24 protein-coding genes are annotated in these 20,043 nt (G+C 69.0%); 12 read left to right on the top strand and 12 right to left on the bottom strand.

Annotation, left to right across the window (positions count from 1 at the left end; translation table 11 throughout):
* Positions 1 to 40: 40 nt before the first annotated feature.
* The 7 genes from HVO_RS05845 (at position 41) to HVO_RS05815 (ending at position 5,122) form a co-directional block, all read left to right on the top strand.
* Positions 41 to 868 (top strand): HVO_0234 family beta-propeller protein, encoded by an 828-nt coding sequence (locus tag HVO_RS05845; RefSeq protein ID WP_004045348.1) that lies wholly within the window; start codon positions 41 to 43, stop codon positions 866 to 868.
* 60 nt (positions 869 to 928) lie between these two features.
* Complete coding sequence (prs, locus tag HVO_RS05840) at positions 929 to 1,780, top strand: ribose-phosphate diphosphokinase (RefSeq protein ID WP_004045347.1); 852 nt, start codon at positions 929 to 931, stop codon at positions 1,778 to 1,780.
* A gap of 54 nt (positions 1,781 to 1,834) precedes the next feature.
* Positions 1,835 to 2,065: a DUF7860 family protein gene (locus HVO_RS05835; protein WP_004045346.1), complete on the top strand. Its 231-nt coding sequence runs from the start codon at positions 1,835 to 1,837 to the stop codon at positions 2,063 to 2,065.
* Positions 2,066 to 2,701 (top strand): uracil-DNA glycosylase, encoded by a 636-nt coding sequence (locus tag HVO_RS05830; RefSeq protein WP_004045345.1) that lies wholly within the window; start codon positions 2,066 to 2,068, stop codon positions 2,699 to 2,701.
* 288 nt (positions 2,702 to 2,989) lie between these two features.
* A complete protein-coding gene (locus HVO_RS05825) occupies positions 2,990 to 3,406 on the top strand; it encodes an HIT family protein (protein WP_004045344.1) in 417 nt (138 codons plus the stop codon).
* An 88-nt stretch (positions 3,407 to 3,494) separates the two neighbouring features.
* On the top strand, positions 3,495 to 4,310 hold the full coding sequence (locus HVO_RS05820) for a DUF7847 domain-containing protein (protein WP_004045343.1): 816 nt from the start codon (positions 3,495 to 3,497) through the stop codon (positions 4,308 to 4,310).
* A 68-nt stretch (positions 4,311 to 4,378) separates the two neighbouring features.
* Positions 4,379 to 5,122 carry a cell division inhibitor gene (locus tag HVO_RS05815; RefSeq protein WP_004045342.1) on the top strand — a complete coding sequence of 248 codons (744 nt, stop codon included), beginning with the start codon at positions 4,379 to 4,381 and terminating at the stop codon, positions 5,120 to 5,122.
* A 114-nt stretch (positions 5,123 to 5,236) separates the two neighbouring features.
* On the opposite strand, the gene HVO_RS05810 is transcribed toward HVO_RS05815, so the two are convergent.
* Positions 5,237 to 5,758 (bottom strand): DUF7858 family protein, encoded by a 522-nt coding sequence (locus HVO_RS05810; protein ID WP_004045341.1) that lies wholly within the window; start codon positions 5,756 to 5,758, stop codon positions 5,237 to 5,239.
* Positions 5,759 to 5,920: 162 nt separating this feature from the next.
* On the opposite strand from HVO_RS05810, the gene HVO_RS05805 reads away from it, so the two are divergent.
* Positions 5,921 to 6,787, top strand: coding sequence for a transcription initiation factor IIB (locus HVO_RS05805; RefSeq protein WP_004045340.1), 867 nt, complete (start codon positions 5,921 to 5,923; stop codon positions 6,785 to 6,787).
* A gap of 93 nt (positions 6,788 to 6,880) precedes the next feature.
* Here the strand turns inward: HVO_RS05805 and HVO_RS05800 are convergent, their stop codons facing one another.
* From HVO_RS05800 to HVO_RS05770, 7 genes are all read right to left on the bottom strand, one after another.
* A complete protein-coding gene (locus HVO_RS05800; protein ID WP_004045339.1) occupies positions 6,881 to 7,543 on the bottom strand; it encodes a P-loop NTPase in 663 nt (220 codons plus the stop codon).
* Complete coding sequence (locus HVO_RS05795) at positions 7,540 to 8,394, bottom strand: DUF7857 domain-containing protein (RefSeq protein ID WP_004045338.1); 855 nt, start codon at positions 8,392 to 8,394, stop codon at positions 7,540 to 7,542. The genes HVO_RS05800 and HVO_RS05795 overlap by 4 nt, the downstream gene beginning before the upstream one ends.
* 51 nt (positions 8,395 to 8,445) lie before the next feature.
* Positions 8,446 to 9,387 (bottom strand): DUF7856 family protein, encoded by a 942-nt coding sequence (locus tag HVO_RS05790; RefSeq protein WP_004045337.1) that lies wholly within the window; start codon positions 9,385 to 9,387, stop codon positions 8,446 to 8,448.
* On the bottom strand, positions 9,384 to 9,722 hold the full coding sequence (locus HVO_RS05785) for a DUF7855 family protein (protein ID WP_004045336.1): 339 nt from the start codon (positions 9,720 to 9,722) through the stop codon (positions 9,384 to 9,386). The genes HVO_RS05790 and HVO_RS05785 overlap by 4 nt, the downstream gene beginning before the upstream one ends.
* A 150-nt stretch (positions 9,723 to 9,872) precedes the next feature.
* A complete protein-coding gene (locus HVO_RS05780; protein ID WP_004045335.1) occupies positions 9,873 to 10,175 on the bottom strand; it encodes a DUF7854 family protein in 303 nt (100 codons plus the stop codon).
* A gap of 100 nt (positions 10,176 to 10,275) precedes the next feature.
* On the bottom strand, positions 10,276 to 12,384 hold the full coding sequence (locus HVO_RS05775; RefSeq protein ID WP_004045334.1) for a minichromosome maintenance protein MCM: 2,109 nt from the start codon (positions 12,382 to 12,384) through the stop codon (positions 10,276 to 10,278).
* 53 nt (positions 12,385 to 12,437) lie between these two features.
* Positions 12,438 to 13,043 (bottom strand): hypothetical protein, encoded by a 606-nt coding sequence (locus HVO_RS05770; protein ID WP_004045333.1) that lies wholly within the window; start codon positions 13,041 to 13,043, stop codon positions 12,438 to 12,440.
* 167 nt (positions 13,044 to 13,210) lie between these two features.
* Here HVO_RS05770 and HVO_RS05765 point away from each other — a divergent pair, with 167 nt between their 5' ends.
* From HVO_RS05765 to HVO_RS05750, 4 genes are all read left to right on the top strand, one after another.
* Positions 13,211 to 13,789, top strand: coding sequence for a biotin transporter BioY (locus HVO_RS05765; RefSeq protein ID WP_004045332.1), 579 nt, complete (start codon positions 13,211 to 13,213; stop codon positions 13,787 to 13,789).
* Positions 13,790 to 14,491 carry an energy-coupling factor ABC transporter ATP-binding protein gene (locus HVO_RS05760; RefSeq protein WP_004045331.1) on the top strand — a complete coding sequence of 234 codons (702 nt, stop codon included), beginning with the start codon at positions 13,790 to 13,792 and terminating at the stop codon, positions 14,489 to 14,491.
* Positions 14,485 to 15,189, top strand: a complete 705-nt coding sequence (locus tag HVO_RS05755; protein ID WP_004045330.1) for an energy-coupling factor transporter transmembrane component T family protein — start codon at positions 14,485 to 14,487, stop codon at positions 15,187 to 15,189. Before HVO_RS05760 ends, HVO_RS05755 begins: the two co-directional genes overlap by 7 nt.
* 81 nt (positions 15,190 to 15,270) lie before the next feature.
* Positions 15,271 to 17,385, top strand: coding sequence for a (Fe-S)-binding protein (locus HVO_RS05750; protein WP_004045329.1), 2,115 nt, complete (start codon positions 15,271 to 15,273; stop codon positions 17,383 to 17,385).
* A gap of 18 nt (positions 17,386 to 17,403) precedes the next feature.
* On the opposite strand, the gene HVO_RS05745 is transcribed toward HVO_RS05750, so the two are convergent.
* From HVO_RS05745 to HVO_RS05730, 4 genes are all read right to left on the bottom strand, one after another.
* Positions 17,404 to 18,366, bottom strand: a complete 963-nt coding sequence (locus tag HVO_RS05745; RefSeq protein ID WP_004045328.1) for an L-lactate dehydrogenase — start codon at positions 18,364 to 18,366, stop codon at positions 17,404 to 17,406.
* A 191-nt stretch (positions 18,367 to 18,557) separates the two neighbouring features.
* On the bottom strand, positions 18,558 to 19,010 hold the full coding sequence (locus HVO_RS05740) for a ferritin-like domain-containing protein (RefSeq protein ID WP_004045327.1): 453 nt from the start codon (positions 19,008 to 19,010) through the stop codon (positions 18,558 to 18,560).
* A gap of 122 nt (positions 19,011 to 19,132) precedes the next feature.
* The gene (locus HVO_RS05735) at positions 19,133 to 19,507 is read right to left on the bottom strand and encodes a VOC family protein (protein ID WP_004045326.1); all 375 of its coding nucleotides are present in this window, start codon (positions 19,505 to 19,507) and stop codon (positions 19,133 to 19,135) included.
* A gap of 44 nt (positions 19,508 to 19,551) precedes the next feature.
* A complete protein-coding gene (locus HVO_RS05730) occupies positions 19,552 to 19,875 on the bottom strand; it encodes a 4Fe-4S dicluster domain-containing protein (protein WP_004045325.1) in 324 nt (107 codons plus the stop codon).
* Positions 19,876 to 20,043 lie beyond the last annotated feature (168 nt).

The following is a 20,043-nucleotide window of genomic DNA, read 5'->3' as shown; positions in this document are numbered from 1 at the left end:
CAATCCTTTCCGAACCCCGCCGTGAACCTCGGGCCAACGGATGGCTGATTTCGACCTCTCTATCGACGAAAAGCGGGTGTACGCGGACAAGTCCGGCAAGCAGACGGCGTACGTCGCCGCCGGCGTCGGGGTCGTGACCGTCGACGTCTCCGACGACCTCGTCGGGGGCTTCCGCATCGACCGCCGGTGTACCGCGCTGGACGCCGCCGGGTCGCCCGGAGAAGTCGTCGTCGCCACCGACGAGGACGTGCTGCTCGTGCAGGGCGACGACTACCACGAACTCGACTTCGGCCCCGCGGCGGCCGTCGGCTTCCACCGCAATCGCGTCGTCGCCGCCGACGACTCGGGTCGGGTCGCCCGCTTCGACGAGTCCGGGTGGACCGACCTCGGCGCGGTCGGGGCGGTCCGCGCCCTCGACGGGAGCCTCGTCGCGGCCGACGACGGCGTCTACCGAATCGGTGACGGCGGCCTCTCGCACGTCGGCTTGAACGACGTGACCGACGTGTCCGACCCCGCGGGCCGCCTCGGCGGCGACTCGGGAACCCCGCTCGCCGCGACCGACTCGGGACTGTACGCGCTCGGCAACGGCTGGATGGACGCGCTCGACGGGGCGTTTTCGGCGGTCGCGTCGATGCCGGACGGCCGCGCCCACGCGGTCGGCCCGGACGGCGTCGTCGCGCGCGACGAGGAGTCGGGCGCGTGGGAGGCCGCGCCGATTCCGCTGGACGAGTCGGTCGTCGCGCTCGCCCACGACGCGCGGGCCGCCTACGCCGTCACCGACGCGGGGAGCTTCTGCGTTCGGCTGACCGGGGGCGACTGGCGGACGCAGGTGCTCGGGTTAGAGACGGTCGGCGTCGCGGTTCGCTGACACGCGACGCGGCTGAACGCAACGAAAAGCGGTTTTACCCCCCACGAGAGACGAACGGGTATGCTCGTACCCGGCGCATCCTCGCAGGCACTCGCGGCCGCGCTCGCCGACGAACTCGGCGAGTCGCTCGCGGCCGTCGAGTACGACCGCTTCCCCGACGGCGAGACGCTGGCCGCGGTCCCCGGTTTCGACGCCGACGCCGCCACCATCGTCGCCAGCACCGCCAGCAACGACGCCTACGTCGAACTGCTCCAACTGCAAGACGCCGTCCGCGAGGCCGGCGCATCGGCGGTCACGACGGTCATCCCGTACATGGGCTACGCCCGACAGGACAAGGCGTTCGAGGCCGGCCACCCGATTTCGGCCCGCGCGGTCGCCCGCGCCGTCAGCACGACGACCGACCGCGTCGTGCTCGTCAACCCCCACGAGGACGCCGTCGCCGACTTCTTCGACGTGCCCGTCGACATCGTCGACGCCGCCGGGCGACTCGCGGAGCCGCTCCCCGAACTCGACGCCCCGCTGTTTCTGTCGCCCGACTCGGGAGCCATCGACATCGCGGAGACCGTCCGCGACGCCTACGGCGAGGGCGAGACCGACTACTTCGAGAAGGTGCGCCACTCCGGGACCGACGTGGACATCACGCCGAGCGACGCCGACTTCGAGGGCCGCGACGTGGTCATCACCGACGACATCATCGCCACCGGGTCGACCATGAGCGAGGCGGTCGGCGTCCTCGCCGACGGCGGCGCGAAGCGCGTCTTCTGTGCGACCGTCCACCCGCTTCTCGCCCGCAACGCCCGCACGAAACTCGCGCGCGCCGGTATCGAGCGCGTCGTCGGTACCGACACCATCGAACGCGACGTGAGCGAGGTGTCCGTCGCGCCCGTTCTCGCCGGCGAAATCGAACGATAACGTATCACACACTCTCTCGAAACGGTTTTGCCAGTCCCCGCATCTCGGGATAGTATGGGACGCTACGGAGACATCGACTACCCGCGGATGACCAAGACCGGCCTCGGACTGGGGCTCGCGCTGTTCCTGTTCGGCGCTATCGGCGCGAAAGTCGCCCTCGCCGTGAGCGGCGGTGCCATCCCCGGCTGGGAGCGAACGCTGTTTTTCGACGCCGAGTGGCTCGGCATCGCGCTGGTGCTGTTCTCGCCGATTATCTTCGGCATCGTGCTCCCGCTGACGGAGTAGATGGTCGACGCCGACCCGCGGTTCCCCGACGCCGACGAGACGCTCGTCCTCGAACCCGACTGCGCGCGCTGTCCGGCGCTCGTCGACTGCCGCAACCGCATCTCGTGGGGCGTCGGCCCCGACGACGCGACCGTGATGGTCGTCGGGGAAGCGCCGGGCGCGGGCAACCCCGACGCCGAGCGCTGGCGGGGCGGCAACTGGACCGGGATGTCCTACACGGCCCGGCACTCGGGCCGCCGCATCCGCGAGACGATGGCCGCCGTCGGCTACGAATCGGGCGTCTTCTACACGAACGCCGTCAAGTGCTTCCCTTCGGACGGCGAAGGGTCGAACCGCGCGCCCACGGCCGCCGAAAAGGCGAACTGCCGCGACCACCTCGTTTCCGAACTCGAAGCCGTCGACCCCGACGTGGTGGTCCCGACCGGCCGCCACGCGACCGAAAGCGTCCTCGCGCTCGACGACGCCTCGCTGGACGGCTTCCTCGATACCGTCCTCGACCCCGTCGAGAGCGAGCGGTTCGGCTACACCGTGGTCCCGCTTTTACACCCCTCGTACCGCGACGTGTGGCTGTCGCGTCTCGGCTACGAGTTAGAGGAGTATCTGGCCGACTTGGAGGCGTTGCTTCCCGAGCGATAACCCACCGATTATTGCGCAATTCAATAGATGTATTACGCAATCTGAGATGGATTGCGCGCAATATCAACTAGTTCGCCGAGGGAACAGCGGGAGGTTGCGCAATCGAGGGTCGATTGCAGTTGCGATTGCGTGCAATTGGCGCAGTTGCGTCTCTCACAGACGAGACCCTCCACAATCGGCCGAGGAGGTTCGGTGGACACGCTCCACCTGTGCCGACAGCGAGACAGACGAGACGGCACGCACGGACCGGTCCGAACTTTCTTTTCCTCGTCAATCGACATCCGACGTATGTCCGACTGCATCTTCTGCGCTATCGTCGACGGCGACATCCCCGGCCGAATCGTCCACGAGACCGACCAATCGCTTGCGTTCCTCGACGCCAACCCGCTCGCGCCCGGTCACACGCTCGTCGTCCCGAAAGAGCACCACGCCCGCCTCGACGAGGTGCCGGCGGACGCCGCGGCCGACCTGTTCGCCGCCGTGAACGACCTCGTGCCGCGCGTCGAGGCGGCGGTCGACGCCGACGCGACGAACGTCGGCATCAACAACGGCCCCGCCGCCGGCCAGGAGGTCGACCACGTCCACGTCCACATCGTCCCGCGGTTCGAGGGCGACGGCGGCAGTCCCATCCACGCCGTCGCGGGCGAGCGCCCCGACCTCTCCGACGAGGAACTGGCCGACATCGAGGCGGCCATCTCGGGCTGAGGGCACGCTGTCGCTCCAGCCGGCGCTACATCTCCCGCCGAACGTGTCGATGTAAAAACATATAAGGGAGACGCGAGTGCCGACTGTCGTGGCAGTCCTCCAATCGTTTCGAACGGCCCTCCGAATCGTCACCGAGACGCCGGTGCTCGTCGCGTTCGCCCTCGCGTTCGGGCTCGTCGGCGCGTTGAACAACGCCTCCGGTCCGGCCGGGGCCGTCGGCTCGCTCCTCCAACTCCTCGCCGTGCCGGCGCTCACCGGCGCGTTCTACACCGTCGCCGACGGCGCGCGCCCCGGCTCCGACACCGACCTGCGCGCGTCCACCGCGGCACAGCGTTACTACGTCAGCCTGCTCGGCGCGACGCTCCTCGCCGGATTGGTCGTGTTCGTCGTCGCGATGGTCGTCGGCGGCAGCGTCCTCGGCTACGTCGGGTTCGACCGACTCAACGCGGTGCTGAACGGCTCCGCGAGCCTCACGCCCGCCGAACTCGCCGCGTCCGGGGTGGCGCTCGTGGTCCTGATGGCCGTCGTCTACGTCTTCATCTTCTTCGATACCGCCGTCGTCCTCGACGGACAGACCGCCGGCGGGTCGCTCAGTAGAAGCGTCGACTTCGTCCTCAGCAACCTCCGGGCCGTCGTCGGCTACGCGGTCGTCGCGACCGCAGTGACCTCGGTCGTCGACCTGCCGGTGCTCTGGTTCGTCACCCTCGACGGGGCGACCACCGTCGCCGGCGCGGTGACGGCGTTCCAAGCGCCGATGTCGACGGTCGATATCGCCGTCGTGGCCGTCGGTTCGACGGTCACGACGCTCGTCGGCCGAACGTACAAGGTCTGTTTCTACCGGGCCTGCGCGGACGCCGCGCCGGGAGCGGACCCGGAATCGGGTGACGGCGAGTGGACGGCGTAGTCGCGCGTCCGGCGACGCCGGCGGCGGGCGACCGAAGCTATTAATCTGAGCACCCGACCACTCGCGGTATGTCCATTCCCACCACCATCGCGCTCGTCGGGGCCACCGGCGGCGCGGGCACGACCCGACTGTCGCTCGAACTCGCCGCAGCGCTCGCGACCGACGGCCGCGACGTGGCCGTCCTCGACGCGGCGTTCGCCACGCAGGGCCTCTCAGACTACGTTTCGGGGACGCTCGACCCCGACGCGACGGCGCTTGTCACCGACGCCGCCGACGTGCCGCTGGAGTCGGGGCTGGTCGCGTTCGAGACCGACGCCGAGGGACGCGTCGCCGTCTGCCCGGCCGCGGCCCCCTTCGAGCGGCTCGCGCGGGCGATGACGCCCGACGCCGCGCGGGCGTTCGAAGGTCGTATCGCCGAGGCCGCAGACGGCTTCGACCACGTCCTCGTCGACGCGCCGCTCCTCGCGTCGAACCAGACGGTCGCCGCCGCCGCGGCCTGCGACCGGGTCGCGCTCGTCGCGCCCGCCACGGACCGCGGTGCCGACGCGGTCGGTCGGCTCAGTGCGCGGGCCGCCGACATCGACACCGATATCGACGCCGTCGTCTCCACGTTCGGCGCGCTCGACGACGCGGACGTGGTCGTGCCCGAGACCGAGGCGACCGGCCTCGCCGACGCGCCGGCGTGCCGCGAAGACGCCGAGCTCGCGGCGGGCGTCGCCGCGGTCGCGGAGGTGCTTCTCGACATCGAAATCGACGCCGTGGCTGCCACCGACGGCGTCCTCGGCTCGGTCAGCGAGTACGTCCGTCGCTGAGGCGCACGGGACACCAGCCGCGTTTCGGACGGAGCGATAGCTGACCGACGAGCGCCGCCGCTCGCGAGCGGGGAATCCGAGCCGAAAACGGGAGGTGGGGAGGCGTTTCCCGCGTCAGAACTGCATATCGGTGACCGAGCTCATGGTCTCGGCCAGCGAGTCGCGCTTGGCGACGGCCGCGTCGGTGCGGTCGGCCAGCGCGCCCTCGACGGCTTCGACGAGGGGGTCGATGGGGTCGTGTGTCTCGACGTACGTTGCGAGGGCGAACTCCGACGGCTCCGCGCCGGTGAGCGCGAGCGCGTCGGCGCGCGAGATGCGCCCGTCGATCCAATCGCGGACGATGCGTCGCGCCTCGGGTGCGAGGGGGGTCACGCCCGCTTCGCCGCAACGGTGCAAGAGCTTCGCCGCCGTGACGGGAGCGACGCCTGCGTCGCGCGCGCTGGCTCCGACCGACGTGCCAGACCCGTGTGCTTCGACAACCCGTTCCGCTGCCGCAGGCGCACAGGGGAGCGCGTCTGCGTGCGCCTCGAAGCGCTCGCGGAGGGAAACATCGGTGTCATCGACGGTCGGGACACAGCGCGAACGCTGTTCAGTCGTCGTCGTCTCTAACGCGGCGGCGATTTCTGACAACCCCATCGCTCGGTGCTCCGCGCCTATCGGGTAAAAGTGTTCTCAGATAGTATCAGTACTGATATCCAAGCGTAACGGTAACCGGTAGGCTTCACCGCGCCGAGTCGGGTGTTCGACCCCGTTACAACCCGTGTTTAAATACCCGTTCGGGACCGATTTTCAATTGTGATGAGTGAAGCACGCTCCCCCCAGGGTTGCCCCGAATGCGATGGACACCTCGGTTTCGAAGCCGGCGAGACGGTCTGTACCGACTGCGGTCTCGTCGTCTCGGAGTACCGCATCGACCACGGCCCCGAGTGGCGCTCGTTCGCCGACGACGACCGCAACCCCGCTCGGACCGGCGCGCCGCTCACCCGCTCGCGGCACGACCGCGGCCTGTCGACCGAAATCGGCCGCTCGACGCGTATCAAGGGCCGCAAGCGCCGGCAGTTCGCCCGCATGCGCCGCCAGCACAACCGCGCCCGCATCTCGACCAAGCGCGAGCGCAATCAGGTGTACGCCTTCACCGAGATTCGCCGCGTGACGAGCGCGCTGTCGCTGCCGAACCACATCCGCGACCAGGCGTGTTCGCTGTTCGAGTCCGCCCAGAACGAAGACCTCCTGCGCGGCCGCTCGCTCGAAGGGTTCGCCGCGGCCTGCGTCTACGCCGCCTGCCGCGTCGCCGGCGTCTCCCGGAGCGTCGAGGAGGTCTGCGACGTGTCGAAGGCTACGGAGGCGGAGCACCAAGCGGCCTACGGCGCGCTCAACCGCGACCTCGGCCTCCCCGTCGCGCCCGCCGACCCGACCGAGTACCTGCCGCGGTTCGCGACCAAGCTCGACCTCGACAGCGACACCGAACGCCGGGCGCGCGAGTACGTCGCCGAGGCCCGCGACGAGGGGCTCGTGGGCGGCAAGAACCCCTGCGGCGTCGCCGCGGCGTGTCTCTACACCGCCGCGTCCGACCGCGGCGAGGACTGCACGCAGGCCGAGGCCGCCGACGTAGCCGACGTGACGCCCGTGACGCTCCGCAAGACGTACGTGGCGCTCCGCGAGTGAGCCGCGAGACTGCGACCGTCACTGACCGACGGCGACGACGACGCCAGAGCTGAACCGCTGTTTCGCGAACGAACCGAAGACGAGACGACGCTTCTACCGACCGCTCACCCGGACCGCGTCCGCGAGTTCCCGAATCCGAGCACTGGGAAGGCTCTCCGGCGACGACGCGACGACCGGCTCGAACCGCTCGACCGCCTCGGCCAGCCGCGAGTCCGCGGGAATCCCCGTCGCCGGCGCGCCGAGCACGTCGGCGAAGGCGTCCAGCGGCACCGCGTCGACGACGCGGTTGACCGCGACGGCGGCGAGCCCGCAGCCGAGTTCGCGCGCCAGCTCGCGGGTTCGAACCGCGTCGGCCAGCGCGTAGCCCTTCGGTGACGCGACCACGACGCAGGCGTCGGCGACGGCGAGCGGGACGCCCGCATCGGCGCGCATCCCGGCGGGGCAGTCCACGACCACGTCGCCGTAGGCCGCTTCGACCGCGTGAAGCGCGTCGGCGAGGAGGCGCGTGTCGGCCGCCCGCGCGCCGGCGAGCGTCCGCCCGCACGGGAGTATCGAGACCGGCCCGCCCGAGCGGACGGCTTCGAGCGGGTCGGCCCGACCCGCGAGCACGTCGTGGAGGTCGGGACCGGGCGCGTACGGAAGGTTCGCCATTCCGAGGTCCGCGTCCACGACGACCGACCCCAGTTCCGCCGCGAGTTCGAACGACAGCGTCGACTTCCCGACGCCGCCCTTCCCGGAGACGACCGCGAGAATCACGCGAGCCTCCGGAGCGCGTCCACGTCGGGGTCGGCGTCGGCCGCGCGGTCCGCGAGCGCGGTCGCGCGCGCCGCCAATCGACGAAGGCGTTCGCGGTCCGCGTCGAGCGATTCGAGCGCCTCAACGCCGCGTTCGGCCTCCGAGAGCGCCGCCGCGGCGTCCGCGACCGACGCGCCGTCCAGCCGCTCAGCGAGGTCGATACGACGCTCGACGGCCGCGAGAGACGCCGGCTCCGATGGCCGCTGGGTCTCGTGGTCGCGCGGCTCGCGCGTCTCGACCGCCGCCGACACGTCGGCGTCCGTCGGCTGCTCGGACGGAGTGGAACGTTCGCCGCCGGCGGCGTCGGGGTCGGGTCGCGGAAGCGGGTCGGGGCGTTCGTCGCCGGCGGTGTCGGGAGCTGACTCGGGCGTCTCCGGCGCGGAGACCGTCGGCGGCGGGTCAGCAGAAACGGGAACCGCGTCGGCCGGCGGCCGCGCCGAGCCGAGCGACCGAATCGCGCCCTCGGGCGTCGAATCGGCGGCCTCGTCCGACTCGTCGGCGCGGCCGAGCGTCTCGACATCGACCGCGTGCTCCGGGAGGCCGTCGGCGTCGACAGCCTCGGCGTCACGGTCGCCCGGCGGCGATAGGGGAACGGCGTAGCCGAGCGCGACCGTCGAACCCGCGGGAACGACGCCTTCGAAGCCCTCGTTGTCCCAGCCGGGTTCGGGGACGCCGGCGCGACGCGGCGGAAGCACCGGGCCGTCGAGGCGGTTGCGAAGCCTGACGCGTCGGTCGACCGGCGCGTCGTTGTCGACTCGGACCGAGACGAGGGCGACGCCGTCGTCCGCGCTCACGTCGATATCGGAGTGCATGGCGGGGTTGGCCGCCGCTTCGTATATAAATCAACGCCCGGAGCGGCCCCGTCAATCGGAGGGAGAACACCGAACGACCGGCGCGCCGAGCCAGTCCGCCGCGGCCTCGGCGTCCGAAAACCGGCCGCACGAGAGGACGACCGGGGCGGACAGGTCGGCGAGGCGAACGGCGGCCAGCGAGCGCGCGACGGGGTCTGATTCGGGGGCGGGCGGCACAGGTGGCGAGTCGACCGCCGGAGTCGCCGCAGCCGGGAGCGACGCGAGGTCTCGGAGCGCCGCTTCGAACTCCGCTCCGAGTTCGGCCGCGAAGTACGCCCGCGCGTCTCGGCGGCGGTTCTCGACCGCGTCTTCGAGTTTGAGTCTCGCGTCCCGCCTGTCTCGTTCGGCTCGGCTCGCCTGTTCGAGCGCCGACAGCCGCTGTTCGGCCGCGACGCGTTCTGTTTCGACTTCCGAGAGTTCCGTCGCCGCCTCCACGAGCTCCTGTCGGGCCGCCGCGGTCGCCTCGTCGTCGCCGGCGTCGCGGTGGGCGTTCACCCGTCCGCGGAGGGTCGCGACGCGCTCTCTGAGCCGAGACTCGTCTTCTCCGGCGGCGGCGACGCGGTGGCGGGCCTGGCGGAGCGCGGCCGCGGACGTGTCGACGCGCTCGGGGTCGTCCGCATTCGACTCCCCGGCCGCACGGTCGCGGTGCTCCGCGAGTTTCGCTTCGAGTCGGTCGAGGTCGTCGGCGACGGGAGCGCGGCGGCCGCGGGACCGCCCGACTGCCGCGAGGAGCCACCCGCGGGACGGGGCCGGGTCCGAAACGGGAACTCTGCCGAGTCGGTCGTGGCCGGGGCCGGGCGACGAGCAGTCGATTCGGACCGCGCCCGGCGCGTCGGCTCTCCCGTCCGCTCGTATCGCGGCGACGACCTCGTCGGCGTCGACAGCGACCGAGTCGCTGGCGAGGTCGATAGCTCGCCCCTCGACGGCGGTTCCGTCGGGCAATCGGAGCCTCATAGCTCGCGGCGCTGCATCTCGGCGGCCGACGGGTGGTCGGTCCCCGAGGCGAACTTGCTGTACGGCGTCGCCGGCGACTCGCGGTCCTCGTAGGCGGCCGCGGCCTCGCGGACCGCATCGGGGACGGCCGCGAACTCGTTGAACGGCTGGGTTTGCTCGATTTGAACGTCTTCGTCGTGTTTCTCCCGAAGCCGAAGCGCGAGGAAGGCGGCCAACTCCGTCTCGTCGAACAGCGCGGCGCGACCCAACTGACGGACTACGACCTCGTCGTGGGTCCGGCAGATGTTCCGAAGCGTCGTCCGCGCCGCCTGCGAATAGGTCACGACCAACAACACGCACGACCGGTCACGGAGTCGAAAGAAAAATCGTTCGACCGCGTCGCCCTCCGGTCAGCTATATGACACCAATGGGTGGCGGAGACGGTGACGGCGACGGCAGAAGCGTGCGGTCGTCGAATCCGATTCCGAATCCCCGCGGCGGTCGTCTCAGACGCGCTCGACCGAGAACGTCACGTCGTCGGCGTCGCCGGTCGCCTCGTCGAGTAAGTCTCTGACCCGCGCCCGCGCGTCGTCGGCGTCGGCGGCGAGGACGACAAGTCCCTCGGCGCGGTCGTCGCCGACGGCCGTCCACGCGTCGAGCGTCCCGTCGCCGGCGTCGTCTTCGAACTCCGTGGCGAACGTCCGGAGCACGGTCACGACGCGCTGCTCGGTGCTGGCGAGGTCCGCGTCCCCCGATTCGAGGTCGCGGATGGCGTCTTCGATGTTGCGGATGGCGGAGATTCGGTCCATCGGTCGTCTGTCCCCTCAGCGCACGCTCCACTAAGTTCGTCGGTTCCGCGCGGAATCGAAGCCGAGTCGCTGACGGGCGGGCGCAGCAGCCGAGGACGGCTCAAGTCGCGCGGTACACGTCGCCGCGGGGCTCGTAGATGTCGCCTTTCATCTTCAGCTTGTCAAGCTGGTCGTTGACCGTCTTTTCGTCCATGTTCAGTTCGCTGTTGGCGCGTTCGAGGACCTCCTCGTGGGGCGCGCCCTCCTCGTACTCCTCCTGCATGGTGCGGATGAGTTCGAGCAGGTTCTTGATGCGGTCGCGCTGGGTCTTCGAACGGCCCGTCTCGACGATGTCGGCGTCGAACTCGCCGGTCTCTGGGTCCATGCCGATGTCTCGCAGGCAGGACTCGACGATGCCCGTGACGCGCTCTGCGTCCTCGCGAGTCACCTTGTCCGAGAGGCGGACGCGGGCCGAGGCCTCGCCGAGGCGGACGAGCGCTTCGAGCTTCCGGGCGGTCACGGGAACGGGCGCGTCCTCGTCGGCACCGCGGGCGCGGAAGTCGACGTAGAAGTCGCGGATGACCTCCTTCGCCTCGTCGGTCATCGTCGGGTAGCAGGTGCGCTTCGCGTAGGCGATGTACTTGCGGAGCAGGTCCGCGTCGATGGTGGGCGCGACCTCGTCGGTGACGGCGTCGACCTGCTGTTCCGTGAACTCGGAGTTGGCGACGTTCGTCCGCTGGGTGTTCAGCTCGCCCGCGTAGTTGGTCTTGAGGATGTGGTCCGCGAGCTTGGAGTCCTCGTCGGGGTCGGGGTCGTCCGTGACCGTGAAGATGAGGTCGAACCGCGAGATGAGCGCGGGTTCGAGGTCTATCTGCTCGCCGATGGGTTCGTACTGGTCGAAGCGGCCGTACTTCGGGTTCGCCGCGCCGAGGAGCGAACACCGCGACTTGAGCGTCGCGTTGATGCCGGCCTTGGAGACCGAAATCTGCTGTTGTTCGAGCCCCTCGTGCATCGCAGAGCGGTCTTCGGGCCGCATCTTGTCCAGTTCGTCGACCGCCGCGATACCCTTGTCCGCGAGGACGAGCGCGCCGGCTTCGAGCGTCCACTGCTGGCCGTCGCCGAAGTCGTCGCGGACGGCGGCGGCGGTGAGACCTGCCGAGGACGAACCCTTGCCGGAGGTGTAGACCGAGCGGGGCGCAATATGTCTGATATATGATAACATCTGCGATTTGCCAGTTCCGGGGTCCCCTATCAACAGCATGTGCAGGTCGCCGCGAATCCGCGAGCCGTCGGGCAGGTGTTTCGTGACGCCCGAGAACAGTTGGAGAATCATGGCAATCTTCTCCTGCTCGTAGCCGTAGATGGCGGGCGCGACGGACTCGACCATCTTCTCGTAGATGGCCGGGTCGTTCGAGAGTTCGACGATTTCGGCCACGTCCTCGTCGGATATCTCCATGTCCTCGAACTCCTCGTCCTCGATGGTGAGCGAGATGCCTTCCATGTAGTAGTCGAAGACGGGCGTCTTCTCGTTGCCCGATGTCTGCTGTTCGATGTGGAGGACGCCGACGACGGTGACGTGGTCGCCGGCGGTGACCTTGCCGGTCACGTCGTCGGAGAGGTTGATGTCGATGCTCTGCGGCGTCTCGCCCCCGCGCAGGCCCTCGGGGGACTCCTGGACGCGCAGTTTCTGTGAGTCGACGAAGTTCGACTGGTCGAAGTCGATGCGGAACGGCCCCTGGCGCTCGCATCCCTGACACTCGTGGGGTTCCTGAAAGCCGCCGTCGCCCTGCGGGATGTAGCTCATCGTCCCGCAGCGCTGGCACTCGAAGGCGGCTTCCGTGATTTTCGGACGCACGTCGGTCGCCTTCCGGACGATGCCCTGCACCGAGATGAGCGTCCCGATGTGGTCGTCGTTGACCCTGAGGTTCCGGATATCGACCGTCTCGGGGAGGTTTCGCATCCGGACGTGCGCCTGCCCGAGTTTCACGTCCGCGGGGAGGTCGAACAGGCGCAGCGCCTCCTCCGCGTACTCCTGGAACTGGCCGGGCTTCGTGATGTAGTCGTCCGCGAGTTCCGAATCGAACCGATAGAGGTCGTCGTAATCGATGTGCAGCGACCGCTTTTCCTTCGGGTACTGCTGTGCGAGCGTCCCGATCTCCTCTCGGTAGTAGTTTCGGTAGAACTCGATGAACCGTTCCGTCAGGTCTCGGTTCTGGGGGGCCTGCGCCATCGCACAGGGGTATGTCTCCAATCGGTTAAGAACCTTCGTCGTTCGGCCGACCGTTACAGCGACACGTCGGTCTCGATATCTTCCGTCGCCTCGCGGAGGCCGTCGCGGCGGGCGTCCTCGGCCATCCGGTTCGAGAGGTCGTCGTCGGTCAGAAGCTCCGCGAAGTCGTCGCGGAAGCGGTAGTTGGCCCGGCTCGAACGGATGTCCGCCTCGGCGACGGGGCGGCACTCGGAGACGACCTCGACGGGCACGTCGAGCGCCTCGACGATGGCCTCGTCGTCCGCGCCGTCGACGAGCAGGGTGTCGAAGCGGTCGGCGTCGAACGGGAACTCGCGGTCGGCGTCGCGGACGAGGTGGAGGTCGAACCGGGCGGTGCGAACCGCCTCGGGCGACGCGTCGAGTTCGACCGCGAGGTCGGCGTCGGAGTCGCCGTCGAAGAAGCCGACGACGAGCGCGACGAGCGCGTCGTCGTCGAACTCGGTGTCGAACGCGTAGCGCTCGCGCATCGTCGCCACGATGTCGCGGACGCGCTCGCGGACCGCTTCGGGGTCGTCCACGTCGGCGAGCGACCCGCGCGACTCGGACTGCTGTTCGGTCACGGTGTCCGAGCCGGTCGCCTCGATGAAGATATCGCGGAGTTCGGCGGTCTTCTCGTCCATACCCGGAACGTGGCACGCCCAGCGTCTTTAATGATGCTGACCGACTAACCGGAGAGCCGCCCGAGCGCCGGAGAGACCCCCGAATCGGCCGACGAGCATCGAACCGACCTCCCGCCCCGAGTCTGTAAACCGATAAGTTAAACTGGGTTTACGAGACAGCGACGAGCATGGCAACCGAACGCGAGTCAGTCGAACTCGTCGGCGACGAACTCGTCGGCAACATCGCCCGCGCGGCCCTGTTCGCGGCGCTCATGGGCGCGAGTGGGTACGTCTCGTTCCCGAACCCCATCTCACCGATTCCGGTGACGATGCAGGTGCTCGTCGTCTTCCTCGCGGGCATCTTCCTCGGCCCCGTCTGGGGCGGCGGCTCAATCGCGCTCTACCTCGCCGCCGGCGGTCTCGGCGCGCCGGTGTTCGCCGGGGGCTCGGCAGGGCTCGCGCCGCTCGTCGGCCCGACCGCCGGCTACCTCTGGTCGTACCCCGTCGCCGCCGTCGTCGTCGGCCTCGTCGTCCACGGCGGTATCAGCGCCGGTGACTACCGCGTGAGCACTCCCCGGCTCGTCGGCGCGATGGTCGCCGGGACCGTCGTCGTCTACGCCTTCGGCACGCTCGGCTTCGCGTACGTCAATCGCGTCGGCCTCGAATCCGCCTTCTGGACGGCCTCCGCCGCGTTCATCCCCGCCGAGGCGTTCAAAATCGCCGCCGCGGTCGGCATCGTCCGCTCCGACGCCATCGCCGCCCAGTAGATGATTCGCGTCGAGGGACTCGTCCACCGGTACGGCGACACGGTCGCGGTCAACGGGGTCGACCTCGCGATCGACGACGGCGAGTGCGTCGTCGTCGCGGGCGCGAACGGCTCCGGCAAGACCACGCTCGTCCGCCACTTCAACGGCCTGCTCGACCCCGACGAGGGAACGGTGTCGGTCAACGGCCGGACCGTCTCGGACCACCTCGTCGCCGCCCGGACCGCGGTGGCGATGGTGTTCCAGCACCCCGAAGACCAACTCGTCGCCGCGACCGTCGGCGCTGACGTGGCGTTCGGCCCGGAGAACCTCGGCCTCGACCGCGGCGACATCGACCGCCGCGTCCGCGAGTCGCTCGCCGCGGTCAACCTCGACGGCCGGGAAGACGAGCGCGTCGACTCTCTCTCCGGCGGCGAGGTCGAGCGACTCGCCATCGCCGGCGCGCTGGCGATGCGCCCCGACCACCTCGTCTTGGACGAACCGTTCACCGGCCTCGACGAACCCGCCCGGCGCTCCGTGCTCGCCCGCCTCCGCGACCTCCGCGCCGAGGGGACGAGCCTCGTCGTCGTCACCCACGACCTGCGCGACGTGGCCGAACTGGCCGACCGCGTGGTCGTCCTCGCCGACGGCGACGTCGCCCTCGACGCCGCGCCCGACGAGGCCGCAGACCGCCTCCCCGACCTCGACGTTCGCCCGCCGTGCTGACGTACGAACCGGGCGACACTCTCGCCCACCGACTCGACCCGCGGACCAAGCTTGCGGTGCAGGTCGCCTTCGCGGCGGCCGGCTTCGCGCACACGACGCCCGCCGGACTCGTCGCGCTCGGCGTCGTCGCCGCGGGCTGTCTCCGCGCCGCCGACGCGTCCCCCGTTTCGGCCCTCCGCGACCTCCGCTACGCGATTCCGCTCCTCGCGCTCGGCCCGGTCGTCGAGGCCGCCCGCCTCGGCGCGCCGTGGTTCGACCTCGAGGCGGCCGTCGAACCCGCGCTCGCCAGCGTCCGCGTGCTACTCGTCTTCTTCGTCGCGGCGGCGTACGTCAGGACGACGCCCGTACGCGAGTCCCGCGCGGCGATTCAGCTGCTCGTGCCGGGTCGGTTCGGCGTCGCCCTCGGCGTCGGCGTCGCCCTCGTCTTCCGGTTTCTCCCCTTGGTCCGCCGCGACCTGCGCCGCGTCCGCGAGGCGCAGGCGGCCCGCCTCGGGAGCGAAAGACGGCTGGACGAACGGCTCTCGCTCGTCGCCGCCGCCGGCCTCCGACGGTCGTTCGCGCGGGCCGACGCCCTCGCGCTCGCGCTCCGCGCGCGGTGTTTCGCGTGGAACCCGACGCTTCCGGAGATTCGGTTCGGCCGGCGCGACGCGCCCGGACTCGTCCTCGCCGCCGCGCTCCTCGTCAGCCTCGCGCTCTGAGGTCGCCCGGGGCGCTCGTAATCCGCCGACCGACACGCCTCGGGTGGCAAGATTTAACCCTCCGTTCTCCGGTGATTGATTATGGACTTTGCGGCACAGGCGGATGTTACGCGGGAGACGTTCTGGACGATTAGTCCGGTCGGCGAGGCGCTCTTCTACGGTCTCGCCGCCATCGCGTCGCTCGTGTTCCTCTACGGGGTGTACGAGCGGTTCGCGCGATACGCGAAAGGTGGTGAAGACCCGTTCGACCGGCTGTCCGACCTGCCGGGACGGACGGTTCGGGCGGCGAAAGTGGTGTTCTCCAACGAGAAGCAGTTCAAGCGCGACCGGTTCGCCGGCGTGATGCACGCCTTTATCATGTGGGGCTTCCTGACGCTCCTCATCGGGACGACCATCCTCGCCATCGACATCGACGTGTGGCGGCGGGTGACGGGCAGTTCCTTCTTCGTCGGCGACTTCTACCTCTCGTACTCGTTCGTCATGGACCTCATGGGGCTGTTGTTCGTCGTCGGCGTCGGGATGGCGCTGTGGCGGCGCTACGGCGTCCGACACCCGCGGCTGTGGGGCAAACACACCGGCTTCGAGGACGCCGCGTTCGTCTGGACGCTCTTTTTCCTCGGCGTCGGCGGCTACGTCCTCGAAGGCATCCGCATCGTCGGCACCGACTTTCCCGACTTCGAGACGGTGAGCTTCGTCGGCTACTTCGTCGCCCTCGTGTTCGACGCCGCGGGCATGGGACAGGGCCTCGCGCAGACGCTCTACTGGTTCGGCTGGTGGTCCCACGCGCTCCTCGCCTTGGCGTTCGTCGCGGCCGTCCCCTACGCCAAGCCCCTGCACATGCTCACCTCCTTCGCCAACGTCGTCACCGCCGACGAGAAGGCGGGCACGCGCCTCCCGAAGGTGCCCGCGGACACGCCGCCGGACGAAATCGGCTACGTCTCCGAGGACGACTTCTCGTGGAAGGCGATGCTCGACATGGACGCCTGCACGAAGTGCGGCCGCTGTACCGACGCCTGCCCGGCGAAGGCCTCCGGCCGCAACCTCGACCCGAGGGACGTGATTCTCGACCTGAAGGCCTACCGCGAGTCGGTCGACGCCGGCGGCGACTCCATCGACATCGTCGCGGACGGCGGCACCTCCGTCGTCGACGCCGAGTCGATGGAGTCCTGCATGGCCTGCATGGCCTGCATGGACGCCTGCCCGGTCGATATCGAACACCTCACGCACTTCACCGAGATGAACCGCCGGCTCACCGAGACGGGCCAACAGCAAGAGCCGGTCCAGGAGGCGATGATGAACATCTTCCAGAACGGCAACGCCTTCGGGGACCCCCAGCGCAAGCGCCCCGACTGGACCGACGACCTCGACTTCGAGGTGCCCGACGCCCGCGACGAATCGGTCGAGTTCCTCTGGTACGTCGGTGACTACCCCTCCTACGACGAGCGTAACCGCGCCGTCGCCCGCTCTTTGGCCCAGATCTTCGAGGAAGCCGGCGTCTCCTACGGCATCCTCTACGAGGACGAAGGGCACGACGGCAACGACGTGCGCCGCGTCGGCGAGGAGGGCCTCTACGAGATGCTCGTCGAGGACAACGTCGACGCGATGGCCGACTGCGAGTTCGACAAAATCGTCTGCACCGACCCGCACTCGTACAACACGTTCAAAAACGAGTACCCGGAGATGGACGACTCGTTCGACTACCCGGTGTACCACTACACCCAACTGGTCGAGCGCCTCGTCGGCGACGACCGCCTCGGCCTCGCGGGTGACGAACTCGCCGCCCAGACGGTGACGTACCACGACCCGTGTCACCTCGGCCGGTACAACGGCGAGTACGAAGCGCCCCGCGAGGTCATCCGCGCGACCGGCGTCGAACTCGCCGAGATGCCGCGCAACCGCGACCAGTCGTTCTGTTGCGGCGGCGGCGGCGGCGGCCTCTGGATGGACCACGATGAGGAGTCGAAGCCGTCCGAAGAACGCCTGCGCGAGGCGCTCGACGACACGACCGGCGGCGTCGAGCGCTTCGTCGTCGCCTGCCCGATGTGCGCGACGATGTACGAAGACGGCCGTAAGACCGGTGACTACGAGGAAGCCATCGACGTCGTGGACATCTCTGAACTCGTCGTGGAGGCGCTCGACGCGAAGGCCGCCGCGACGGGGACGGGCGCGGACACGACGCCCGCGTCTGCCGACTGAGTCGGCGGCGCGGCTATTTTACTGTAGGTCCAAGCGGTCGATAGACTCGCGGATGACGCCCGCCGACTCCCGGAGCGCCGCCGTCTCGTCCGCCGAGAGGTCGAACTCGTGGACGTCGCGGACGCCGCTTTGGTTGACGGTACACGGGAGGCTCATGTAGACGTCGTCGATGCCGTGTTCCCCCGAGACGAGCGTCGAGACGGTGAGGATGGAGTTGTCGCCGCCGAGGATGCGCTCGGTGGTCGCGGCCACCGAGCGGGCGACGCCGTAGTTCGTCCGCTCCTTACGCTCGATAATCTCGTAGGCGGCCTCGCGGACCTCCTCTTCGACGCGGGCTTTGAGCGCGTCGATGTCGTCGACGCCGTGGCTGGTGGCGTACGACTCGAACGGGATGCCGCCGAGGTTCGCCGAACTCCAGACGAGTACCTCGCTGTCGCCGTGCTCGCCGACGACGTAGGCGTGGACGTTCGCCGGGTCGAGGTCGAACTCGCGGCTGAGCGAGTGGCGGAACCGCGACGTGTCGAGGACGGTCCCCGACCCGATGACGCGCTCGGCCGGCAGGTCCGACACCTTCCACGTGACGTACGACAGCACGTCGACGGGGTTGGTGACGATGAGCATCACGGCGTCGTCGTTCAGCCCCTCGGTAATCTGCGGAATCATGTCGGCGAAGATGTCGGCGTTCCGCTCCATCAGGTCGAGGCGGGTCTCGTCGGGCTTCTGGCTGGCTCCGGCGGTGACGATGACCACGTCGGCGTCCCAGCAGTCCTCGTAGTCGCCCGTCCGCACCCGGACCGGCGACGTGAAGTACGCGCCGTGGTTGAGGTCCATCGCCTCGCCCTCGACGCGCTCTTCGGCGATATCGACGAGGATGATTTCGCCCACGAGACTGCTCTCCATCAGCGCGAACGCCGTGCTCGACCCGACTGCGCCGGCGCCGCCGACCACCGCGACCGTACCTTTGCCGCGTTCAGTGCTCATACCGGTCGTTAGAGCGACGGATTGATAAAATAAACCCCTGTTTCGAAGAACTGGGAATACTACTTTTGTGACAGATGATAATTTGTTAGATACGGGTCGATAATGACACATTTTTCGAAAAGTAGTGAATACGGAGCGCGATCGAACCCTCGTGCAGTCGCCCGTCGGTCGGCGCTCGGTGCTCGGAGGACCTATTCGCGGTCGTACTCTTTCTTGAAACCGCGGAACTCGGTCCGGTGGGCCTCCTCGTCGGCGAGGATGGTCACGGCGAGGTCCTCGGTGACGGGGTCGTTTGCCTCCTCCGCGGCGTCGATGAGCGCGCGGTAGGTCTCGATGGCGTCCTCCTCGGCCGTGAGGACGCCGTTGATGACGGCGAGCACGTCCGTGCTGTCCTCCGGGGGCTGGAGGTCGTGCTGGCGCGCCTCGAATGACGCCGAGCCCGGCGGCTGCTCGTCGAGCTGCTTCAGCCGGTTCCCGAGCTGTTCGGCGTGGGTGAGTTCCTCCTGAATGTCGGTCTGGAGGGACTCCTTAATCTCCTCGGCCCGGACGCCGTCGAGGACGATGGAGTTGGTCATGTAGTTCATCACGGTCTCGATCTCGTCCTGATAGGCGCGCTTCAACAGCGCGGTTACGTCCTCAGACATAGCGACTTCGTATTGACGCTCTGGCAACAAATACCTGTTCGCCGCGGCGAGCCCGTCGGGTGAGTGAAGCGTCGGCGTCGGCGAAAATCAGCGGCCGAGGCGAGTCGGTACCGCGGGTGAGTTCAGTCTTCGATGGAGACGAGTTCGACGACGTAGCCGTCGGGGTCCTTCACGAACGCCGCGCGGGCGTTCACCGGGTCGATGTCCACCGGCGGTTTCACGATGTCGGGCGACTGCGCCTCGACGATGTCCTCGAAGGCGCGGTCGGCGTCGGCGACTTCGACCGCGACGTGGTCGATGCCGGCGGGTTCGACGCGCGCCGCCGAGGTCGGGTCGTACTTGAACTGCAGTTCCATGTCGGTGTCGTCGCTGCCGACGTAGACGTTCCGGACGCCGTCGAGTTCGAACTCGTTGGTCCGTTCGAGGCCGAGGTCGGCGTAGAAATCGAGCGTGGCGTCGATGTCCGAGACGACGAGGGCGGTGTGGATGAGACCCATGGCCGACGCGACGCGGCGGGGAGAGATAACGTCTGGTCTTCGCGTCAGGCCTGCCGCGAGGCGTCCACGTCGATGGCGTCGACGGGACAGATGTCGACACAGAGCATGCAGTCGATACACTGGTCTTCGTTGGTCGGTTCGACCTTTTTCTCGCTCACCGGGTGGTCCGGCGTGTCGACCCACGTGAACACGTCGACGGGGCAGTTTTCGAGGCACGCGCCGTCCGCGAGACAGATGTCGTAGTCGACGGCGACGTGGGTGCCGTGGATGCCGAGTTTCTCCGGCGGTTCGACAGGTCCCCAGACGGCGACGCCGTTTTCCTCGCCCGCGCGTTCCCGGTTCTGGTCGAAGTTCGAGTCGATAGCCATCGCCGGGCGTTGGCCGTACCGCGTACTAAAACGTCCGCATCGAGACGCGAGAACTCGGAGACGGAGTCGGGGTCGAAGTCGGTGGTTGGGGCGGGGTCGGTCACCGAGACGACCGGGACGCGTCGGCGGCATCACCGGAGAACGCGGCCGCTCGAGGACCTCGGAAGC

This window comes from Haloferax volcanii DS2 (genome assembly GCF_000025685.1).
Taxonomy (GTDB): Archaea; Halobacteriota; Halobacteria; order Halobacteriales; family Haloferacaceae; genus Haloferax; species Haloferax volcanii.
The sequence above is the reverse complement of the archived record's forward strand: the minus strand, read 5'-3'. Positions and strand labels throughout refer to the sequence as shown.

Excerpts from the sequence above, each read along its gene's own strand:
- HVO_RS05815 (WP_004045342.1), top strand. The coding sequence starts at position 4,379 with ATGTCCATTCCCACCACCATCGCGCTCGTCGGGGCCACCGGCGGCGCG.
- HVO_RS05775 (WP_004045334.1), bottom strand. The coding sequence starts at position 12,384 with ATGGCGCAGGCCCCCCAGAACCGAGACCTGACGGAACGGTTCATCGAG.
- HVO_RS05735 (WP_004045326.1), bottom strand. The coding sequence starts at position 19,507 with ATGGGTCTCATCCACACCGCCCTCGTCGTCTCGGACATCGACGCCACG.
- HVO_RS05830 (WP_004045345.1), top strand. The coding sequence starts at position 2,066 with ATGGTCGACGCCGACCCGCGGTTCCCCGACGCCGACGAGACGCTCGTC.
- HVO_RS05810 (WP_004045341.1), bottom strand. The coding sequence starts at position 5,758 with ATGGGGTTGTCAGAAATCGCCGCCGCGTTAGAGACGACGACGACTGAA.
- HVO_RS05805 (WP_004045340.1), top strand. The coding sequence starts at position 5,921 with ATGAGTGAAGCACGCTCCCCCCAGGGTTGCCCCGAATGCGATGGACAC.
- HVO_RS05740 (WP_004045327.1), bottom strand. The coding sequence starts at position 19,010 with ATGTCTGAGGACGTAACCGCGCTGTTGAAGCGCGCCTATCAGGACGAG.
- HVO_RS05765 (WP_004045332.1), top strand. The coding sequence starts at position 13,211 with ATGGCAACCGAACGCGAGTCAGTCGAACTCGTCGGCGACGAACTCGTC.
- HVO_RS05730 (WP_004045325.1), bottom strand. The coding sequence starts at position 19,875 with ATGGCTATCGACTCGAACTTCGACCAGAACCGGGAACGCGCGGGCGAG.
- HVO_RS05795 (WP_004045338.1), bottom strand. The coding sequence starts at position 8,394 with ATGCACTCCGATATCGACGTGAGCGCGGACGACGGCGTCGCCCTCGTC.
- HVO_RS05825 (WP_004045344.1), top strand. The coding sequence starts at position 2,990 with ATGTCCGACTGCATCTTCTGCGCTATCGTCGACGGCGACATCCCCGGC.
- HVO_RS05750 (WP_004045329.1), top strand. The coding sequence starts at position 15,271 with ATGGACTTTGCGGCACAGGCGGATGTTACGCGGGAGACGTTCTGGACG.
- prs (WP_004045347.1), top strand. The coding sequence starts at position 929 with ATGCTCGTACCCGGCGCATCCTCGCAGGCACTCGCGGCCGCGCTCGCC.
- HVO_RS05780 (WP_004045335.1), bottom strand. The coding sequence starts at position 10,175 with ATGGACCGAATCTCCGCCATCCGCAACATCGAAGACGCCATCCGCGAC.
- HVO_RS05760 (WP_004045331.1), top strand. The coding sequence starts at position 13,790 with ATGATTCGCGTCGAGGGACTCGTCCACCGGTACGGCGACACGGTCGCG.
- HVO_RS05845 (WP_004045348.1), top strand. The coding sequence starts at position 41 with ATGGCTGATTTCGACCTCTCTATCGACGAAAAGCGGGTGTACGCGGAC.
- HVO_RS05745 (WP_004045328.1), bottom strand. The coding sequence starts at position 18,366 with ATGAGCACTGAACGCGGCAAAGGTACGGTCGCGGTGGTCGGCGGCGCC.
- HVO_RS05835 (WP_004045346.1), top strand. The coding sequence starts at position 1,835 with ATGGGACGCTACGGAGACATCGACTACCCGCGGATGACCAAGACCGGC.
- HVO_RS05770 (WP_004045333.1), bottom strand. The coding sequence starts at position 13,043 with ATGGACGAGAAGACCGCCGAACTCCGCGATATCTTCATCGAGGCGACC.
- HVO_RS05790 (WP_004045337.1), bottom strand. The coding sequence starts at position 9,387 with ATGAGGCTCCGATTGCCCGACGGAACCGCCGTCGAGGGGCGAGCTATC.